This window comes from Sphaerisporangium flaviroseum (assembly GCF_039537005.1).
GTDB classification, from domain to species: Bacteria; Actinomycetota; Actinomycetes; order Streptosporangiales; family Streptosporangiaceae; genus Sphaerisporangium; species Sphaerisporangium flaviroseum.
Genome location: NZ_BAAAZR010000052.1, coordinates 149561 through 167436, shown reverse-complemented (window position 1 = coordinate 167436; position 17876 = coordinate 149561). Strand labels below are relative to the sequence as shown.

Annotated in this window: 14 protein-coding genes; all 14 read left to right on the top strand. The window is 66.4% G+C overall.

Translation table 11 applies throughout. The features are described from left to right. Nucleotides 1-75 precede the first annotated feature (75 nt). Entirely contained in the window at nt 76-465 is a 390-nt protein-coding gene (gene rplL, locus ABD810_RS37340) for a 50S ribosomal protein L7/L12 (protein ID WP_344952299.1), read from the top strand. A 152-nt stretch (nt 466-617) separates the two neighbouring features. Further along, entirely contained in the window at nt 618-1619 is a 1002-nt protein-coding gene (locus ABD810_RS37335) for an ABC transporter ATP-binding protein (protein WP_344952297.1), read from the top strand. A gap of 197 nt (nt 1620-1816) precedes the next feature. Next, complete coding sequence (locus ABD810_RS37330) at nt 1817-2290, top strand: hypothetical protein (protein WP_344952294.1); 474 nt, start codon at nt 1817-1819, stop codon at nt 2288-2290. After that, entirely contained in the window at nt 2287-2856 is a 570-nt protein-coding gene (locus ABD810_RS37325; RefSeq protein WP_344952291.1) for a hypothetical protein, read from the top strand. Before ABD810_RS37330 ends, ABD810_RS37325 begins: the two co-directional genes overlap by 4 nt. 456 nt (nt 2857-3312) lie before the next feature. Further along, entirely contained in the window at nt 3313-6780 is a 3468-nt protein-coding gene (rpoB, locus tag ABD810_RS37320; protein ID WP_344952288.1) for a DNA-directed RNA polymerase subunit beta, read from the top strand. Nucleotides 6781-6802: 22 nt separating this feature from the next. After that, entirely contained in the window at nt 6803-10678 is a 3876-nt protein-coding gene (locus ABD810_RS37315) for a DNA-directed RNA polymerase subunit beta' (RefSeq protein ID WP_344952280.1), read from the top strand. A gap of 625 nt (nt 10679-11303) precedes the next feature. Next, nucleotides 11304-11678, top strand: a complete 375-nt coding sequence (gene rpsL / locus ABD810_RS37310) for a 30S ribosomal protein S12 (protein WP_061253213.1) — start codon at nt 11304-11306, stop codon at nt 11676-11678. Nucleotide 11679: 1 nt separating this feature from the next. Then, nucleotides 11680-12150 (top strand): 30S ribosomal protein S7, encoded by a 471-nt coding sequence (rpsG, locus tag ABD810_RS37305; protein WP_344952274.1) that lies wholly within the window; start codon nt 11680-11682, stop codon nt 12148-12150. Nucleotides 12151-12240: 90 nt separating this feature from the next. Further along, a complete protein-coding gene (gene fusA / locus ABD810_RS37300) occupies nt 12241-14289 on the top strand; it encodes an elongation factor G (RefSeq protein WP_425567036.1) in 2049 nt (682 codons plus the stop codon). Between the two features lie 181 nt (nt 14290-14470). After that, the gene (gene tuf, locus ABD810_RS37295; RefSeq protein ID WP_184888245.1) at nt 14471-15664 is read left to right on the top strand and encodes an elongation factor Tu; all 1194 of its coding nucleotides are present in this window, start codon (nt 14471-14473) and stop codon (nt 15662-15664) included. A 274-nt stretch (nt 15665-15938) separates the two neighbouring features. Next, nucleotides 15939-16247: a 30S ribosomal protein S10 gene (gene rpsJ / locus ABD810_RS37290; protein ID WP_012887830.1), complete on the top strand. Its 309-nt coding sequence runs from the start codon at nt 15939-15941 to the stop codon at nt 16245-16247. Nucleotides 16248-16261: 14 nt separating this feature from the next. Beyond that, entirely contained in the window at nt 16262-16915 is a 654-nt protein-coding gene (gene rplC / locus ABD810_RS37285; protein WP_344952269.1) for a 50S ribosomal protein L3, read from the top strand. Further along, entirely contained in the window at nt 16912-17562 is a 651-nt protein-coding gene (gene rplD / locus ABD810_RS37280) for a 50S ribosomal protein L4 (protein ID WP_344952266.1), read from the top strand. Before rplC ends, rplD begins: the two co-directional genes overlap by 4 nt. Next, a complete protein-coding gene (gene rplW, locus ABD810_RS37275; RefSeq protein ID WP_344952264.1) occupies nt 17562-17864 on the top strand; it encodes a 50S ribosomal protein L23 in 303 nt (100 codons plus the stop codon). The genes rplD and rplW overlap by 1 nt, the downstream gene beginning before the upstream one ends. The last annotated feature ends 12 nt before the right edge of the window (nt 17865-17876 follow it).

Here is a 17876-nt window from a genome sequence, read left to right as displayed (position 1 = left end):
GACCACAGCAGGGGATTCAGGCGCATACCGCGGTCCGTTTCCAAGTTTTGTAATTAATACGGAGGAACCACCACCATGGCGAAGCTCAGCACCGACGAGCTGCTCGACGCGTTCAAGGAGATGACCCTTCTTGAGCTGTCCGACTTCGTGAAGCTCTTCGAGGAGACCTTCGACGTCAAGGCTGCCGCTCCGGTAGCCGTCGCCGCTGCCGGCCCCGCCGGCGGAGGCGCCGCCGTCGAGGAGGCCGAGGAGCAGGACGAGTTCGACGTCATCCTCGAGGCCGCCGGCGACAAGAAGATCCAGGTCATCAAGGAGGTCCGCGCGCTCACCAGCCTCGGACTGAAGGAGGCCAAGGACCTCGTCGACGGTGCCCCCAAGGCGCTGCTCGAGAAGGTCAACAAGGAAGCCGCGGAGAAGGCCAAGGCCGCCCTCGAGGGCGCCGGCGCCACCGTCACCGTCAAGTGACCTCTCGCGTCTGAAGCTCCACGCAAAGGGGCGGGTCCACCCAGGTGCCGGGTGGCCCGCCCCTTTCGCTTGCCGGGAATGCCACGCCAATTGGATGATGTGTCTCATAATTGGCCGTCTCTAGTGGCGCCGAGCAGACCTCGAGGTGACCGGTGGGCGTCGAAGTCGTCGTCGAAGGGCTGACCAAGACCTTCGGCAAGCAGGTCATCTGGGAGGACGTCACGCTGACGCTCCCGGCCGGCCACATCTCCGTCCTGCTCGGTCCCTCCGGCACCGGCAAGTCGGTCTTCCTCAAAACGCTGGTGGGCCTCCTGCGTCCCGACAAGGGCCATATCTGGATCAACGGGCACGATTTGGCCAACTGCCGGGAGAAGCAGCTGTACGAGCTGCGTCGGCTGTTCGGCGTGCTGTTCCAGGACGGCGCCCTCTTCGGCTCGCTCAGCCTGTTCGACAACATCGCCTTCCCGCTGCGCGAGCACACCCGCAAGAACGAGAGCCGGATCCGCGAGATCGTCATGGAGAAGATGGATCTCGTGGGCCTGGTGGGCGCCGAGGCGAAGCTCCCCGGCGAGATCTCCGGCGGCATGCGCAAGCGCGCCGGCCTGGCGAGGGCCCTCGTGCTCGATCCCGAGATCATCCTGTTCGACGAGCCCGACTCCGGCCTCGACCCGGTCCGTACGGCCTACCTCAACCAGCTGATCGTCGATCTCAACGCGGAGATCGAGGCGACGTTTTTGATCGTCACCCACGACATCAACACCGCGAGGACGGTGCCCGACGACATCGGGCTGCTCTTCCGGCGCGAGCTGGTCATGTTCGGCCCCCGAGAGATGCTGCTGTCCAGCGACGAGCCCGTCGTACGGCAGTTCCTCAACGCGCGCCGCCACGGGCCGATCGGCATGTCCGAGGAGAAGGACATCTCCGAGTTGGAGGCCGAGGCGCAGATGGGCCACGAGCCCGGCCGCCTGCCCCCGATCCCTCCGCAGCTGATGCCCTCGCGCAGCGGCCTTCGCAGGAGCCAGCGCCCTCCGGGCACCTGGCTGGCCGAGCACGGCGTGATCCCGCCGCCCGGCTCGTTCGTGGACGAACAGGGCCGCAACTGGCTGGATGAGTACCCCCGCCTGGTAGCGGCCCATCTCGACGGAGTCCGGTGAGCCGGCCGCTCCGGTCAAACGTGATGATCGCCGGTGTGGATCTCCATACCGGGTTATGATCCGGCGACCGGCTGACTGGTTGGCCTCCGCTTCCAGCGCGTCCATGCCGTCGTGGCGCCGCGTGGCGGCGACCGGGCGATGGGAGGGAACAGGTGGCGCTTCACGCGGCTCGGTCCCCTCGGAGATCACGTCCGCTCTTGCTCGTCGTGCTGCTCGTGCTCGTCGCCGCTCTCGGCACCGAGTGGGTGCGCGTCGGCGGTGACCTCGACGAGGCGCGGGCGGCGGCCCGCGACCGCATGGCCGCCATCCAGGCCGCGGAGCGCTACGCGCTCTCCCTGATGGCCGTCGACCACCGCACGGTCGAGCGCGATGTCCAGCGCGTGCTCGACGCCTCCATCGGCCAGGCCAAGGACGAGTACGCGCGGGGCGCCGAGCGGCTGAAGGAGGCGACCCGCCTCAACAAGGCCGTGCAGACGGGCGTGGTCCGCGCGGCCGGGCTGGTCTCCATGGACGGGCCGAGGAACACCGCCAGGGTTCTCGTGGTGGCCGACTCGGTGATCCGCTGGGAGGGGGCCAAGACCGCTCCCCAGGACCGCTTCTACCGCTGGAGCGTGGAGGTCGCCAAGGTGCGGGGAGCGTGGTGGGTGTCAAAGCTGGAGCAGGTCTCGTGAGCGCCGAGGAGGCCCTGGAGCCGCTGGAAGGCGGTCCTCGCCGCCGTTCACGCTCGAGGGCATACATTGTCGCCGTTGTGCTGTCAGGGCTCCTGGCGGCCGTTCTGGCCGTTCTGGTGACGGTGGGCCATCTGCGCCTCCGTGAAATGCGTGACAGCGAGTCGGCCGCGGCGGAGGCGCTCGCCGCGGCGCGCACGTACGCGCCGGACATGCTCTCGTACGACTACCGCACCATCGACGCCGACCTGGCGCGGGCGCGGGGGTACGCCACGGGGAATCTGGCCGAGCACTACCGCGAGCTGACGCGGGTGCTCACCCCGACCGTCCGCCGGCAGCAGACCGTGCAGCAGGCGGTGGTGGCCGCCGCCGCGGTCGAATCCGCGCGTCCCGACCGCGTTCAGGTGTTGCTGTTCATGAACATGGGAACTACCAAGGTGTTCCCGGGCGAGAAGCAACCCCAGAAGCAGGTCGTTCAGAACCGCGCCCGGTTCGTGCTGGTCAGAGGTGACGGCCACTGGCTGGTGTCAGAGTTGTCCACGTTGATCGGCAATGCCCCGACCAGCTGAGATCCTTGCCGAAGTCCCTGGCCGGGCCGGGCGTGGCGCGTTACTAAATTGTTAGTAAAGCTTAGGTTTGAAGATCATGGGCTTGGGGATGTAGTAGGGCACGACAGCGTCGTGAGGCGGCAAGCCTTCGACCCTCCGTGTGACTGAGCGTTAGCCGATCCGCCTCGCGGGTATCGTCTGGGTCCGGCTGACCCGCTAAGTCTCCGAGGGAAGAAACCCAGCGTGACGGCCATTGGTTCGCTCGAATCCGGCCGTACGGGCTTGACGTTTCGCCGCTGACGGGCGATGCTGCGTCCAACGTGGAGCGCAGAGCGAGACTGAAGTGGACAGGTGTATGCCCATCGGCTACACTGCCCCTTTGCGCTGCCCTTTGACGACCCGCTTCTCTAGGTAACTTTGATGCATGGTCGTCTGGCGTGCGTGTAGTCAGTCCGCGAGCCCTCGGAAGGACATCTGTTGGCAGCCTCGCGCAACGCCTTCGCCGTACCCGCTGGTCCCCGCCGCGTTTCATTCGCGCGCATTCAGGAGCCGCTCGAAGTTCCCGATCTTCTCGCTCTGCAGACCGAGTCCTTCGACTGGCTGCTAGGCAACGAGAAATGGCGGTCGCGGGTCGAAGCGGCTCGCCAGGCCGGGCGCAAGGACGTTCCGGCCCAATCGGGTCTCGAAGAGATCTTCGAAGAGATCAGTCCCATTGAGGACTTCTCCGGAACGATGTCCTTGTCGTTCCGCGACCACCGGTTCGAGCCGCCCAAGTACTCCGTCGATGAGTGCAAAGACAAGGACATGACCTTCTCCGCCCCGATGTTCGTGACGGCGGAGTTCATCAATAACACCACTGGTGAGATCAAGAGCCAGACCGTGTTCATGGGCGACTTCCCGCTCATGACCTCGAAGGGCACCTTCATCATCAACGGCACCGAGCGTGTCGTGGTCTCGCAGCTGGTGCGGTCCCCGGGTGTCTACTTCGACCGTTCGGTCGACAAGACGTCCGACAAGGACCTGTACGGCTGCAAGGTGATCCCCTCACGCGGTGCCTGGCTCGAGTTCGAGATCGACAAGCGGGACAGCGTCGGTGTCCGCATCGACCGCAAGCGCAAGCAGGCCGTCACGGTCCTGCTGAAGGCGCTTGGCTGGACCACTGAGAAGATCCTCGAGCGTTTCGGCCAGTACGAGTCGATGCGCGCCACCCTGGAGAAGGACCACACGTCCGGCCAGGATGACGCTCTGCTCGACATCTACCGCAAGCTGCGCCCGGGCGAGCCTCCCACGAAGGAGTCCGCTCAGACGCTGCTGGAGAACCTGTATTTCAACCACAAGCGTTACGACCTCGCCAAGGTCGGCCGCTACAAGATCAATAAGAAGCTCGGCGTCGACTCCGACATCACCCAGGGGACGCTGACCGAGGACGACATCGTCGCCACGATCGAGTACATCGTCCGGCTCCACGCCGGCGAGGTCGCGATGCCCGGGGCGAACGGTGAGGTCGTCGTCGAGACCGACGACATCGACCACTTCGGCAACCGTCGCCTGCGCACGGTCGGCGAGCTCATCCAGAACCAGGTCCGCCTGGGCCTGGCCCGTATGGAGCGCGTCGTCCGCGAGCGGATGACCACGCAGGACGTCGAGGCGATCACGCCGCAGACCCTGATCAACATCCGCCCGGTCGTGGCGTCGATCAAGGAGTTCTTCGGCACCTCGCAGTTGTCGCAGTTCATGGACCAGACCAACCCGCTGGCCGGCCTGACGCACAAGCGGCGTCTGTCCGCGCTCGGCCCCGGTGGTCTGTCCCGTGAGCGGGCGGGCTTCGAGGTCCGCGACGTGCACCCGTCCCACTACGGCCGGATGTGCCCGATCGAGACGCCGGAAGGCCCGAACATCGGCCTCATCGGCTCGCTGTCGTCCTTCGGCCGCGTCAACTCGTTCGGCTTCGTCGAGACCCCGTACCGCAAGGTCGTCGCCGGCCGCGTCACCGAGGAGATCGACTACCTGACCGCCGACGAGGAGGACAGGCACGTCATCGCCCAGGCGAACACCCCGCTGCAGGCCGACGGCCAGTTCGCCGAGGACCGCGTCCTGGTCCGCCGTAAGGGCGGAGAGGTCGAGTTCATCCGGCCGAACGAGGTCGACTACATGGACGTCTCGGCACGCCAGATGGTGTCCGTCGCGACCGCCATGATCCCGTTCCTGGAGCACGACGACGCCAACCGCGCGCTCATGGGCTCCAACATGCAGCGCCAGTCGGTGCCCCTGCTGAAGAGCGAGGCCCCGCTGGTCGGCACCGGCATGGAGTACCGCGCCGCGACCGACGCCGGCGACGTCATCACCGCCGAGAAGGCCGGTGTCGTCGAGGAGGTCTCGGCCGACTACGTCACCGTGATGAACGACGACGGCACGCGTACGACTTATCGTGTCGCGAAGTTCAAGCGTTCCAACCAGGGCACCTGCTTCAACCAGAAGCCCATCGTCCGCGAGGGCGACCGGATCGAGGTGAACCAGGTCGTCGCCGACGGTCCCTGCACCGACGACGGCGAGATGGCCCTGGGCAAGAACCTCCTCGTGGCGTTCATGCCGTGGGAAGGCCACAACTACGAAGACGCGATCATCCTGTCCCAGCGCCTGGTGCAGGACGACGTGCTCTCCTCGATCCACATCGAGGAGCACGAGGTCGACGCTCGTGACACCAAGCTGGGCCCTGAGGAGATCACCCGGGACATCCCGAACGTCTCCGAGGAGGTCCTGGCCGATCTCGACGAGCGCGGCATCATCCGCATCGGCGCCGAGGTCGTGCCCGGTGACATCCTCGTCGGCAAGGTCACGCCCAAGGGCGAGACCGAGCTGACCCCGGAGGAGCGCCTGCTGCGCGCGATCTTCGGTGAGAAGGCCCGCGAGGTCCGCGACACCTCACTGAAGGTGCCGCACGGCGAGATGGGCAAGGTCATCGGTGTCCGCGTGTTCAGCCGCGAGGAGGGCGACGAGCTCCCCCCCGGCGTGAACGAGCTGGTACGGGTGTACGTCGCCCAGAAGCGCAAGATCACCGATGGCGACAAGCTGGCGGGACGTCACGGCAACAAGGGCGTCATCTCGAAGATCCTGCCCGTCGAGGACATGCCGTTCCTGGAGGACGGCACCCCGGTGGACATCATCCTCAACCCGCTGGGTGTGCCGGGCCGTATGAACGTCGGCCAGGTGCTGGAGACCCACCTCGGGTGGATCGCCGCCAGAGGGTGGGACATCACGGGCATCCAGGAGGCGTGGGCCGAGCGGCTGCGCGACAAGGGCTTCGGCCAGGTCGCACCGCGCACCAACGTCGCCACCCCGGTGTTCGACGGTGCCCACGAGGAGGAGCTCACCGGCCTGCTCGACAACACCCTGGTCAACCGTGACGGCGAGCGCATGGTCGGCGTCAACGGCAAGGCCCGGTTGTTCGACGGCCGGTCCGGAGAGCCGTTCCCGCACCCCATCTCGGTGGGCTACATCTACATCCTCAAGTTGCTCCACCTGGTCGACGACAAGATCCACGCTCGCTCGACCGGTCCTTACTCCATGATCACCCAGCAGCCGCTCGGCGGTAAGGCCCAGTTCGGTGGCCAGCGCTTCGGTGAGATGGAGGTGTGGGCGCTCGAAGCCTACGGGGCTGCGTACGCCCTCCAGGAGCTGCTGACCATCAAGTCCGACGACGTCCTCGGCCGCGTGAAGGTGTACGAGGCCATCGTCAAGGGCGAGAACATCCCCGAGCCGGGTATCCCTGAGTCCTTCAAGGTCCTCATCAAGGAAATGCAGTCGCTGTGCCTCAACGTCGAGGTGCTCTCCAGCGACGGCATGTCCATCGAGATGCGGGACACCGATGAGGATGTCTTCCGCGCGGCGGAGGAGCTCGGCATCGACCTGTCGCGGCGTGAGCCGAGCAGTGTCGAAGAGGTCTGATTTTCAAGCGAGGGGATAAGAAGTGCTCGACGTCAACTTCTTCGACGAGCTGCGAATCGGTCTCGCCACGGCCGACGATATCCGTCAGTGGTCGCACGGCGAGGTAAAGAAGCCCGAGACCATCAACTACCGCACCCTGAAGCCGGAAAAGGACGGGCTCTTCTGCGAGAAGATCTTCGGCCCCACCCGCGACTGGGAGTGCTACTGCGGCAAGTACAAGCGCGTCCGCTTCAAGGGCATCATCTGTGAGCGCTGTGGCGTCGAGGTGACTCGCGCCAAGGTGCGGCGTGAGCGGATGGGCCACATCGAGCTGGCCGCTCCTGTCACCCACATCTGGTACTTCAAGGGCGTCCCGTCGCGCCTCGGGTACCTGCTGGACCTGGCCCCGAAGGACCTCGAAAAGGTCATCTACTTCGCGGCCTACATGATCACGTTCGTCGACACCGACATGCGTGCCCGTGACCTGCCCTCGCTCGAGGCGAAGATCTCCGTCGAGCGGCAGCACATCGAGCAGCGTCGCGACGCCGACATCGAGGCCCGGCAGAAGAAGCTCGAGTCCGACCTGGCCGAGCTCGAGGCCGCCGGCGCCAAGGGCGACCAGCGCCGCAAGGTGCGTGAGGGTGCCGACCGCGAGATGCGGCAGCTCCGCGACCGCACCCAGCGCGAGCTCGACCGCCTCGACGAGGTGTGGAGCCGCTTCAAGAACCTCAAGGTCCAGGACCTGGAGGGCGACGAGCTCCTCTACCGCGAGATGCGCGACCGCTTCGGCCGCTACTTCCGCGGTGGCATGGGCGCGCAGGCCATCCAGGAGCGCCTGAACAACTTCGACCTGGCCGCCGAGGCCGAGTCGCTGCGGGAGACCATCCGCAGCGGCAAGGGTCAGAAGAAGGCTCGCGCGCTCAAGCGGCTCAAGGTCGTGTCCGCGTTCCTCACGACGCGGAACTCGCCCAACGGCATGGTCCTCGACTGCATCCCGGTCATCCCGCCGGACCTGCGCCCGATGGTGCAGCTCGACGGTGGCCGGTTCGCGACCTCGGACCTGAACGACCTGTACCGCCGGGTCATCAACCGGAACAACCGCCTCAAGCGGCTGCTCGACCTCGGCGCGCCCGAGATCATCGTCAACAACGAGAAGCGGATGCTGCAGGAGGCCGTCGACGCGCTGTTCGACAACGGCCGCCGCGGCCGTCCGGTCACCGGACCGGGCAACCGTCCGCTGAAGTCGCTGTCCGACATGCTCAAGGGCAAGCAGGGTCGTTTCCGGCAGAACCTCCTCGGCAAGCGTGTCGACTACTCCGGCCGTTCGGTCATCGTCGTCGGCCCGCAGCTGAAGCTGCACCAGTGCGGCCTGCCCAAGCAGATGGCACTGGAGCTCTTCAAGCCGTTCGTGATGAAGCGCCTGGTCGACCTCAACCACGCGCAGAACATCAAGTCGGCGAAGCGCATGGTCGAGCGTGCCCGGCCGGTCGTGTGGGACGTGCTCGAAGAGGTCATCACCGAGCACCCGGTGCTGCTCAACCGCGCGCCGACCCTGCACCGCCTGGGCATCCAGGCCTTCGAGCCGCAGCTGGTCGAGGGCAAGGCGATCCAGATCCACCCGCTCGTCTGCACCGCGTTCAACGCGGACTTCGACGGCGACCAGATGGCGGTGCACCTGCCGCTGTCGGCCGAGGCCCAGGCCGAGGCGCGCATCCTGATGCTCTCGACCAACAACATCCTCAAGCCGGCCGATGGCAAGCCCGTGACCATGCCCACCCAGGACATGATCATCGGCCTCTACTGGCTGACCACCCAGCTCGACGGTGCCGAGGGCGAGGGCCGGGTCTTCGGCTCGGTGTCCGAGGCGCTCATGGCCTACGACAGGCGCGAGCTGAACATCCAGGCCAAGATCCAGGTCCGGGTCAAGGACGTCCCGCCGCCGCGGGGCTGGCAGGCTCCCGAGGGCTGGGAGGCCGGCGAGGCCTACCGCCTGGAGTCGACCCTGGGCCGGTGCCTGTTCAACCAGACGCTGCCCGACAACTACCCGTTCGTGAACTCGCAGATCGGCAAGAAGCAGCTCTCGCTGATCGTCAACGAGCTCGCGGAGAAGTACCCGAAGGTCGAGGTCGCGGCCGCTCTGGACGCGCTCAAGGACGCGGGCTTCCACTGGGCCACCCGCTCCGGCGTCACGATCTCCATCGACGACGTCGTCGCGCCGCCGAACAAGGCCGAGATCATGGAGTCGTACGAGCGCAGGGCCGACAAGGTCCAGCGCGAGTACGAGCGTGGTCTGATCACCGACGAGGAGCGCCGTCAGGAGCTCATCGAGATCTGGACGCACGCCACGGCGGACGTCGAGACCGACATGGTGAACGCCTTCCCGGCGACCAACTCCGTCTGGATGATGGTCAACTCCGGCGCCCGCGGTAACAAGATGCAGGTCCGTCAGATCGCGGGTATCCGTGGTCTGGTGTCCAACACCAAGGGTGAGACGATCCCGCGGCCGATCAAGTCCTCCTTCCGTGAGGGTCTGTCGGTGCTGGAGTACTTCATCTCCACCCACGGACAGCGGAAGGGCCTCGCGGACACCGCTCTGCGTACCGCCGACTCGGGTTACCTGACCCGTCGTCTGGTGGACGTCGCGCAGGACGTCATCGTCCGCGAGATCGACTGCGGCACCGACCGCGGCGTCCCGCTGCACGTCGCCGACCGCGACGCTTCGGGCAACCTCGTCAAGGCCGAGAACGCCGAGAGCAACGTCCACGGGCGCATCCTGGCCGAGGACGTCGAGGTGGACGGCAAGGTCATCGCGACCGCGGGTGTCGACATCAACGACATCACCGTGACCGCGCTGGTCGAGGCCGGCATCGAGACCGTCCGCACCCGCAGCGCCCTCGTCTGCGAGGCCAAGATCGGTGTCTGCGCCACCTGCTACGGCCGCTCGCTGGCGACCGGCAAGCTGGTGGACGTCGGCGAGGCCGTCGGCATCATCGCGGCCCAGTCGATCGGTGAGCCCGGCACGCAGCTGACGATGCGCACCTTCCACACCGGTGGTGTGGCGGGCGCGGACATCACCCACGGTCTGCCCCGTGTGCAGGAGCTGTTCGAGGCGCGCGTCCCCAAGGGCGTCGCCCCGATCAGCGAGGCCGACGGCCGCGTGCGCATCGACGAGACCGACAAGACCCGGAAGATCATCATCATTCCGGACGACGGCTCCGAGGAGATCGCCTACCCGGTCTCGATGCGGTCGCGCCTGCTGATCAGCGATGGCCAGCGGGTGACGGTGGGCCAGCAGCTCATCGCCGGTGCGGTCAACCCGAACGAGGTGCTGCGCATCCTCGGCCCGCGGGCCGTGCAGCTCCACCTGGTGGCCGAGGTCCAGCAGGTGTACCGCTCGCAGGGTGTGTCGATCCACGACAAGCACATCGAGATCATCGTGCGGCAGATGCTCAAGCGCGTGAACGTGCTGGAGTCGGGTGACACCGATCTGCTGCCCGGCGAGCTCGTCGAGCGGCCGAGGTTCGAGATGGTCAACCGCGAGGTCGTCGCCGAGGGCGGCACCCCCGCCTCCGGCCGTCCGGTCCTCATGGGCATCACCAAGGCCTCCCTCGCCACCGAGTCGTGGCTGTCGGCGGCGTCCTTCCAGGAGACCACCAGGGTGCTCACCGACGCGGCGATCCACGCCAAGTCCGACTCCCTGCTCGGCCTCAAGGAGAACGTCATCATCGGAAAGCTCATCCCGGCCGGTACGGGCATGTCCCAGTACCGCAACATCCGGGTCGAGCCCACCGAGGAGGCCAAGGCGGCCATGTACACCGTCGGAGGCTACGACGGCTCCGCCACCGACTACACCTTCGGCACGGGCAGCGGCGAAGCCGTCCCGCTGGAGGAGTACGACTTCGGTCAGTACAACCGCTGACGGTCCGGCCGGCGCGAGCGCCGGCCCCCGTCGCCGCAAGCGGCCGAGGGGCGTCCGACTCCCGAGAGGGAGCGGGCGCCCCTCGTCGCGTGTCGGGGCGCCCCGCGCGCGATCCTCCCCCGGCAGGGCCGCACGGGGCCGTGGCGCGCTTCGTACGGCCTACTCGGCGGGACCGCGGAAGGCATACCGGGCCCCCGTGAAGGCGCGGACGGCAACAGGAGGAAAATGGTCCGGAGAACATCCCGGGTGACGGTAAACTTGATGGGAGCCTGACAGCGGCCGGCGGGAAACCGGCCGCGTGGACCACGACACGCCCCGAAGCCGCACATGCCAGCGGCTCGGCGCAACCGTTTTGACGTGTTGCGATGGGCTAGGTAGTCTAGCCCTTCGTGCCCGTGGCTTCATGGGCTCACATGCGTGCGTTCCGAGGCCTCCGCGGAGGCCGGTAGGACGCCGCATGACCTCCTCCACCGGTTCAGCCATCGTGGGGCGTACTGCGGCAAAGATCGCGACACGCCCGAACGCGTGGGTCGGAGCCGAAGGAAGAACAGCAGGTCATGACACCGGCAGAGCCTGCGAAACGCACGATTTTTCGAAACACCGGCCAAGCATGAACGGAGACGCGGTGCCCACGATTCAGCAGCTGGTCCGCAAGGGCCGCCAGGACAAGGTCAGTAAGACCAAGACCCCGGCGCTCAAGGGGAGCCCCCAGCGGCGCGGCGTCTGCACGCGCGTGTATACGACGACCCCCAAGAAGCCGAACTCGGCCCTCCGCAAGGTGGCGCGTGTCCGGCTCACCAACGGCATCGAAGTGACGGCCTACATCCCTGGTGTCGGTCACAACCTTCAGGAGCACTCCATCGTGCTCGTGCGTGGCGGTCGTGTGAAGGACCTGCCGGGTGTTCGCTACAAGATCATCCGCGGTTCGCTGGACACCCAGGGCGTCCGCAACCGCAAGCAGGCCCGCAGCCGTTACGGCGCGAAGAAGGAGAAGAGCTGACATGCCGCGTAAGGGTCCCGCTGGGCGCCGACAGCTTGTCGCAGACCCGGTGTTCAACTCGCCGCTGGTCACCGCGCTCATCAACAAGGTGCTTCTGAACGGCAAGCGGTCGCTCGCTCAGACGATCGTCTACGAGGCCCTCGAGGGGTGCAAGGACAAGTCGGGCAACGACCCGGTCGTCACCCTCAAGCGCGCGCTCGACAACGTCAAGCCCACTCTTGAGGTGCGCAGCCGCCGTGTCGGTGGCGCCACCTACCAGGTGCCGGTCGAGGTGCGCGCGGCGCGCAGCACCACGCTGGCGCTCCGCTGGCTGGTGCAGTACTCCCGCGCCCGCCGTGAGAAGACCATGACCGAGCGGCTGATGAACGAGCTGCTCGACGCCAGCAACGGCCTCGGCGCCAGCGTCAAGCGGCGCGAGGACACGCACAAGATGGCCGAGTCCAACAAGGCCTTCGCCCACTACCGCTGGTAACCCCAGCGGCGACGACGAGACGACGAGGACGCGAGAGAAGTGGCCACTACGACCGCTCTTGACCTGGCCAGGGTCCGCAATATCGGGATCATGGCCCATATCGACGCGGGCAAGACAACCACGACCGAGCGCATCCTGTTCTACACCGGCATCAACTACAAGATCGGTGAAGTCCACGAGGGCGCTGCCACGATGGACTGGATGGAGCAGGAGCAGGAGCGCGGCATCACCATCACCTCCGCCGCGACCACCTGCATTTGGCTTGATCACACGATCAACATCATTGACACGCCCGGCCACGTCGACTTCACCGTCGAAGTGGAGCGGTCGCTTCGCGTTCTCGACGGTGCTGTAGCCGTGTTCGACGCCGTGGCCGGCGTCGAGCCGCAGTCCGAGACGGTGTGGCGGCAGGCGGACCGCTACGGCGTCCCCCGCATCTGCTTCGTCAACAAGATGGACCGCGTCGGCGCCGAGTTCCACCGGTGCGTCGACATGATGGTGTCGCGCCTCGGTGCGACCCCGCTGGTCATCCAGCTTCCCTGGGGCGTCGAGGCCGACTTCAAGGGCATCATCGACCTGGTGAAGATGAAGGGCCTCCTCTGGAGCGCCGAGGCCGCCAAGGGCGAGATGTACGACACCGTCGACATCCCGGCCGACCACGCCGAGGTCGCCCGTGAGTGGCGCGACAGGCTCATCGAGACCGCCGCCGAGCACGACGACGAGCTCATGGAGCTGTACCTCGAGGGCGTCGAGCCCACCGAGGAGCAGCTCGTCGCCGGCATCCGCCGCGCGACGCTCGCCAGCTCCATCAACCCGGTCCTGTGTGGCACCGCGTTCAAGAACAAGGGCGTGCAGCCCCTCCTCGACGCGATCGTGGCCTACCTCCCGGCCCCGACCGACATCCCCGCTCTGCAGGGGCACGCGGTCGGTCACGAGGAGCAGGTCGTCGAGCGCCACGCGGACCCGAACGAGCCGTTCTCCGCTCTGGCCTTCAAGATCATGAGCGACCAGCACCTGGGCAAGCTCACCTTCATCCGTATCTACTCGGGCACGCTCGAGACCGGAACCTCCGTCGTCAACTCGGTGAAGGGCAAGAAGGAGCGCATCGGCAAGATCTACCAGATGCACGCCAACAAGCGCGAAGAGCGCCCGGCGGCCGTCGCTGGTCAGATCGTCGCCGTCATGGGCCTGAAGGACACCACTACCGGTGACACCCTCAGCGACCCGACGCACCAGGTCGTCCTGGAGTCGATGAACTTCCCGGCGCCGGTCATCAACGTCGCGATCGAGCCCAAGACCAAGGGCGACCAGGAGAAGCTGAGCACGGCGATCCAGCGCCTGGCCGAGGAGGACCCGTCCTTCCAGGTCCGTCGTGACGACGAGACCGGGCAGACGGTCATCTGGGGTATGGGTGAGCTCCACCTGGAGATCCTCGTCGACCGGATGCGCCGCGAGTTCAAGGTCGAGGCCAACGTCGGCCGCCCGCAGGTCGCCTACCGCGAGACCATCCGCCGGAAGGTGGAGAAGGTCGAGTACACGCACAAGAAGCAGACCGGTGGTTCCGGCCAGTTCGCGCGCGTGATCATCGACCTGGAGCCGCTGGGCGAGGGCAACGACGGTTACGAGTTCTCCAACAAGGTCAGTGGTGGCCGCATCCCCCGGGAGTACATCCCGTCGGTGGACGCGGGCGCCCAGGAGGCCGCCGAGTTCGGCGTGCTGGCCGGCTACCCGATGGTGGGTGTGAAGGTCACCCTCCGCGACGGTGCCTACCACGAGGTCGACTCGTCCGAAATGGCTTTCAAGATCGCCGGTTCGATGGCCTTCAAGGAGGCCGCGCGCCGTGCGGACGCCGTAATCCTGGAGCCGATGATGGCCGTCGAGGTCACCACGCCCGAGGACTACATGGGTGACGTCATCGGTGACCTCAACGGTCGCCGCGGGCAGATCCAGGCGATGGAAGACAGGACCGGGGCAAAGGTCATCAATGCCCTCGTTCCGCTGTCAGAGATGTTCGGTTACGTGGGTGACCTGCGAAGCAAGACCCAAGGCCGGGCGGTCTACAGCATGCAGTTCGACTCCTATTCGGAGGTGCCCCCGGGCATCGCCAAGGAGATCGTCGCGAAGGCTCGGGGCGAATAGTCCCAGGAGTCCGATGGCTGAGGGCCGGCGGGAGACCGTCGCCCGGCAGCCGGAGGGGCTCGGGCCGGACAGGCCCAGGCTCCTCGTCTGGGGCGGCGAGCGATCGCCGCCACGGGCGCACGGGCTCCAAGCCCGAGTGAGACTACGCAAGTCAAGTCAGAATCTCTAAGGAGACAGAGCAGTGGCCAAGGCCAAGTTCGAGCGGACCAAGCCGCACGTGAACATCGGCACCATTGGGCACATCGACCACGGCAAGACCACTCTGACCGCGGCGATCACCAAGGTGCTCCACGACCGTTTCCCTCACCTCAACGAGGCGACCCCGTTCGACAAGATCGACAAGGCGCCCGAGGAGAAGGCCCGCGGTATCACCATCTCCATCGCTCACGTCGAGTACCAGACCGAGAAGCGCCACTACGCCCACGTGGACTGCCCCGGTCACGCTGACTACGTCAAGAACATGATCACCGGCGCGGCCCAGATGGACGGCGCGATCCTCGTGGTCGCCGCCACCGACGGTCCGATGCCGCAGACCAAGGAGCACGTCCTCCTGGCTCGCCAGGTCGGCGTCCCCTACATCGTCGTCGCCCTGAACAAGGCCGACATGGTCGACGATGAGGAGATCCTGGAGCTCGTCGAGCTCGAGGTCCGCGAGCTGCTCTCCGCCCAGGAGTTCCCCGGCGACGACCTGCCGGTCGTGCGCGTCTCGGCGCTGAAGGCGCTCGAGGGCGACGAGAAGTGGGGCGACTCGATCATCGAGCTCATGAACGCCGTGGACGACAACGTCCCCGAGCCCGTTCGTGACACCGAGAAGCCGTTCCTGATGCCGATCGAGGACGTCTTCTCGATCACCGGCCGCGGCACCGTCGTGACCGGCCGCATCGAGCGCGGCATCGTCAAGGTCAACGAGACCGTCGACATCATCGGCATCAAGGAGAAGAGCACCACGACCACCGTCACCGGTGTCGAGATGTTCCGCAAGCTCCTTGACGAGGGCCGGGCCGGTGACAACGTCGGCCTGCTCCTGCGCGGCATCAAGCGCGAGGACGTCGAGCGCGGCCAGTGCATCATCAAGCCGGGCACGACCACCCCGCACACCGAGTTCGAGGCTCAGGTCTACATCCTGTCCAAGGACGAGGGCGGCCGCCACACGCCGTTCTTCAACAACTACCGCCCGCAGTTCTACTTCCGTACCACGGACGTAACGGGCGTCGTGACCCTGCCCGAGGGCACCGAGATGGTCATGCCCGGTGACAACACCGAGATGACCGTCCAGCTCATCCAGCCCATCGCGATGGAGGACGGACTCAAGTTCGCCATCCGCGAGGGTGGCCGCACCGTCGGTGCGGGTCGAGTCACGAAGATCATCAAGTAGCACGACCGCTGGTCGGCGGTCGGCCTCGGGAGACCGGGGCCGACCGCCGTACCACGAAGGGGCCGATCCGTTCGGCCCCGGAGCCCACAGCGAGCTCCGAGCCCGATCCAGGCCCGTGATCTCGCAGCCGTCTCGGCCACGGAAAGACCGAGATGACTGCAAGATCACGGAGAAATAGGCGGGTCGCGGGGCATCGGCCACGTGGGACACCCCACAGCGGCAAAAGGCCGCACGAAACTTCTGCAGGACGACAGCGAAGGACACCGAGGCCACTATGGCGGGACAGAAGATCCGCATCCGGCTTAAGGCCTATGACCACGAGGTCATCGATAGCTCGGCCAAGAAGATCGTCGAGACGGTGACGCGGACTGGCGCGAAGGTCGCGGGCCCGGTGCCATTGCCGACCGAGAAGAACGTGTACTGCGTCATCCGCTCGCCGCACAAGTACAAGGACAGCCGTGAGCACTTCGAAATGCGCACGCACAAGCGGCTGATTGACATCATCGATCCGACGCCGAAGACGGTCGACTCGCTCATGCGTCTCGACCTTCCGGCCGGCGTCGACATCTCGATCAAGCTCTGAGGGAACGCACTGACATGGCTAAGCAGATCAAGGGCGTCCTGGGCAAGAAGCTCGGCATGACCCAGGTCTTCGACGAGGGCAACCGGATGGTTCCGGTGACCGTCGTCGAGGCCGGTCCGTGCGTGGTGACCCGCGTCCGCACTGAGGACAAGGACGGCTACTCCGCTGTTCAGCTCGGCTACGGGCAGGTGGACCCGCGCAAGGTGAACAAGCCGCTGGGTGATTATCTGCGCAAGCACGACATCACCCCACGCCGCTACTTCGTCGAGCTTCGGACCACGGACGCTTCCGAGTACACGATCGGCCAGGAAGTCCTGGCCGACACCTTCGAGGCCGGCCAGTACGTCGACGTGACCGGCAAGAGCAAGGGCAAGGGCTTCGCGGGTGTCATGAAGCGTCACGGCTTCAAGGGCCTCAGCGCCTCTCACGGCACCCAGCGCAAGCACCGCTCGCCCGGCTCCATCGGTGGCTGCGCCACCCCGGGTCGCGTCTTCAAGGGCCTGCGTATGGCCGGCCGGATGGGCAACGTCCGGACCACCATCCAGAGCCTCAAGGTCCACGCCGTGGACGCCGAGAAGGGTCTCATCCTGATCAAGGGTGCGATCCCCGGTGCCAACGGCAGCCTGGTTCTCGTTCGCACCTCGGCCAAGAAGGGGGCTGCCAAGTGAGCACCACCGTTGACGTCCTCGACGCGGCCGGCGCGAAGACCGGAAGCGTCGACCTGCCGGAGAGCATCTTCGGCGCCAAGGTGAACATCCCGCTGATCCACCAGGTCGTCGTCGCCCAGCTTGCCGCGCGCAGGCAGGGAACGCACAAGACGAAGACCCGTGGTGAGGTCAGGGGCGGTGGCAAGAAGCCGTACCGCCAGAAGGGCACCGGCCGGGCCCGTCAGGGTTCGACCCGCGCCCCGCAGTTCTCCGGCGGTGGCATCGTCCACGGCCCGCAGCCGCGGGACTACAGCCAGAAGACGCCCAAGAAGATGAAGGCCGCCGCGCTCCGCGGTGCCCTCAGCGACCGGGCGGCGGGCGGCCGCGTCTACATCATCGACGGCCTGGTCACCGGGGACACCCCGAAGACCAAGTCGGCGCTCGAGGCGCTGCGCAACATCACCAAGGCTCGCAGCGTTCTCGTCGTCGTCGACGAGGGTGACGAGCTGACCTGGCTGAGCCTGCGTAACGCTCCTGAGGTTCACCTCCTGGACGCGGGCCAGCTCAACACGTACGACGTGCTCTGCTACGACGACGTGGTCTTCACGCGTGAGGCGTACGACCAGGTCGTGGCGCGGCTGGGTAAAAGCGGGAAGGAAGACGCCTGATGCAGAAGATCGCCGACCCGCGCGACATCATCATCAAGCCGATCGTCTCCGAGAAGAGCTACGGCCTGATCGATGAGAACAACAAGTACACGTTCTTGGTGCGCAAGACGGCCAACAAGACCCAGGTGAAGATCGCGATCGAGCAGATCTTCGGCGTCAAGGTCACCAGCGTGAACACGATCAACCGCCAGGGCAAGCGCAAGCGGACCAAGTTCGGTTACGGCCAGCGCCCGAGCACCAAGCGGGCGATCGTGAGCCTGGTGGAAGGCGACCGGATCGACATCTTCGGTCAGATCAGCTGATCACCGCTGCAC

Coding starts and splice junctions, on each gene's coding strand:
- rplL (WP_344952299.1), top strand. CDS start 76: ATGGCGAAGCTCAGCACCGACGAGCTGCTCGACGCGTTCAAGGAGATG.
- rpsG (WP_344952274.1), top strand. CDS start 11,680: ATGCCGCGTAAGGGTCCCGCTGGGCGCCGACAGCTTGTCGCAGACCCG.
- fusA (WP_425567036.1), top strand. CDS start 12,241: ATGGCCCATATCGACGCGGGCAAGACAACCACGACCGAGCGCATCCTG.
- rpsJ (WP_012887830.1), top strand. CDS start 15,939: ATGGCGGGACAGAAGATCCGCATCCGGCTTAAGGCCTATGACCACGAG.
- rplC (WP_344952269.1), top strand. CDS start 16,262: ATGGCTAAGCAGATCAAGGGCGTCCTGGGCAAGAAGCTCGGCATGACC.
- rplW (WP_344952264.1), top strand. CDS start 17,562: ATGCAGAAGATCGCCGACCCGCGCGACATCATCATCAAGCCGATCGTC.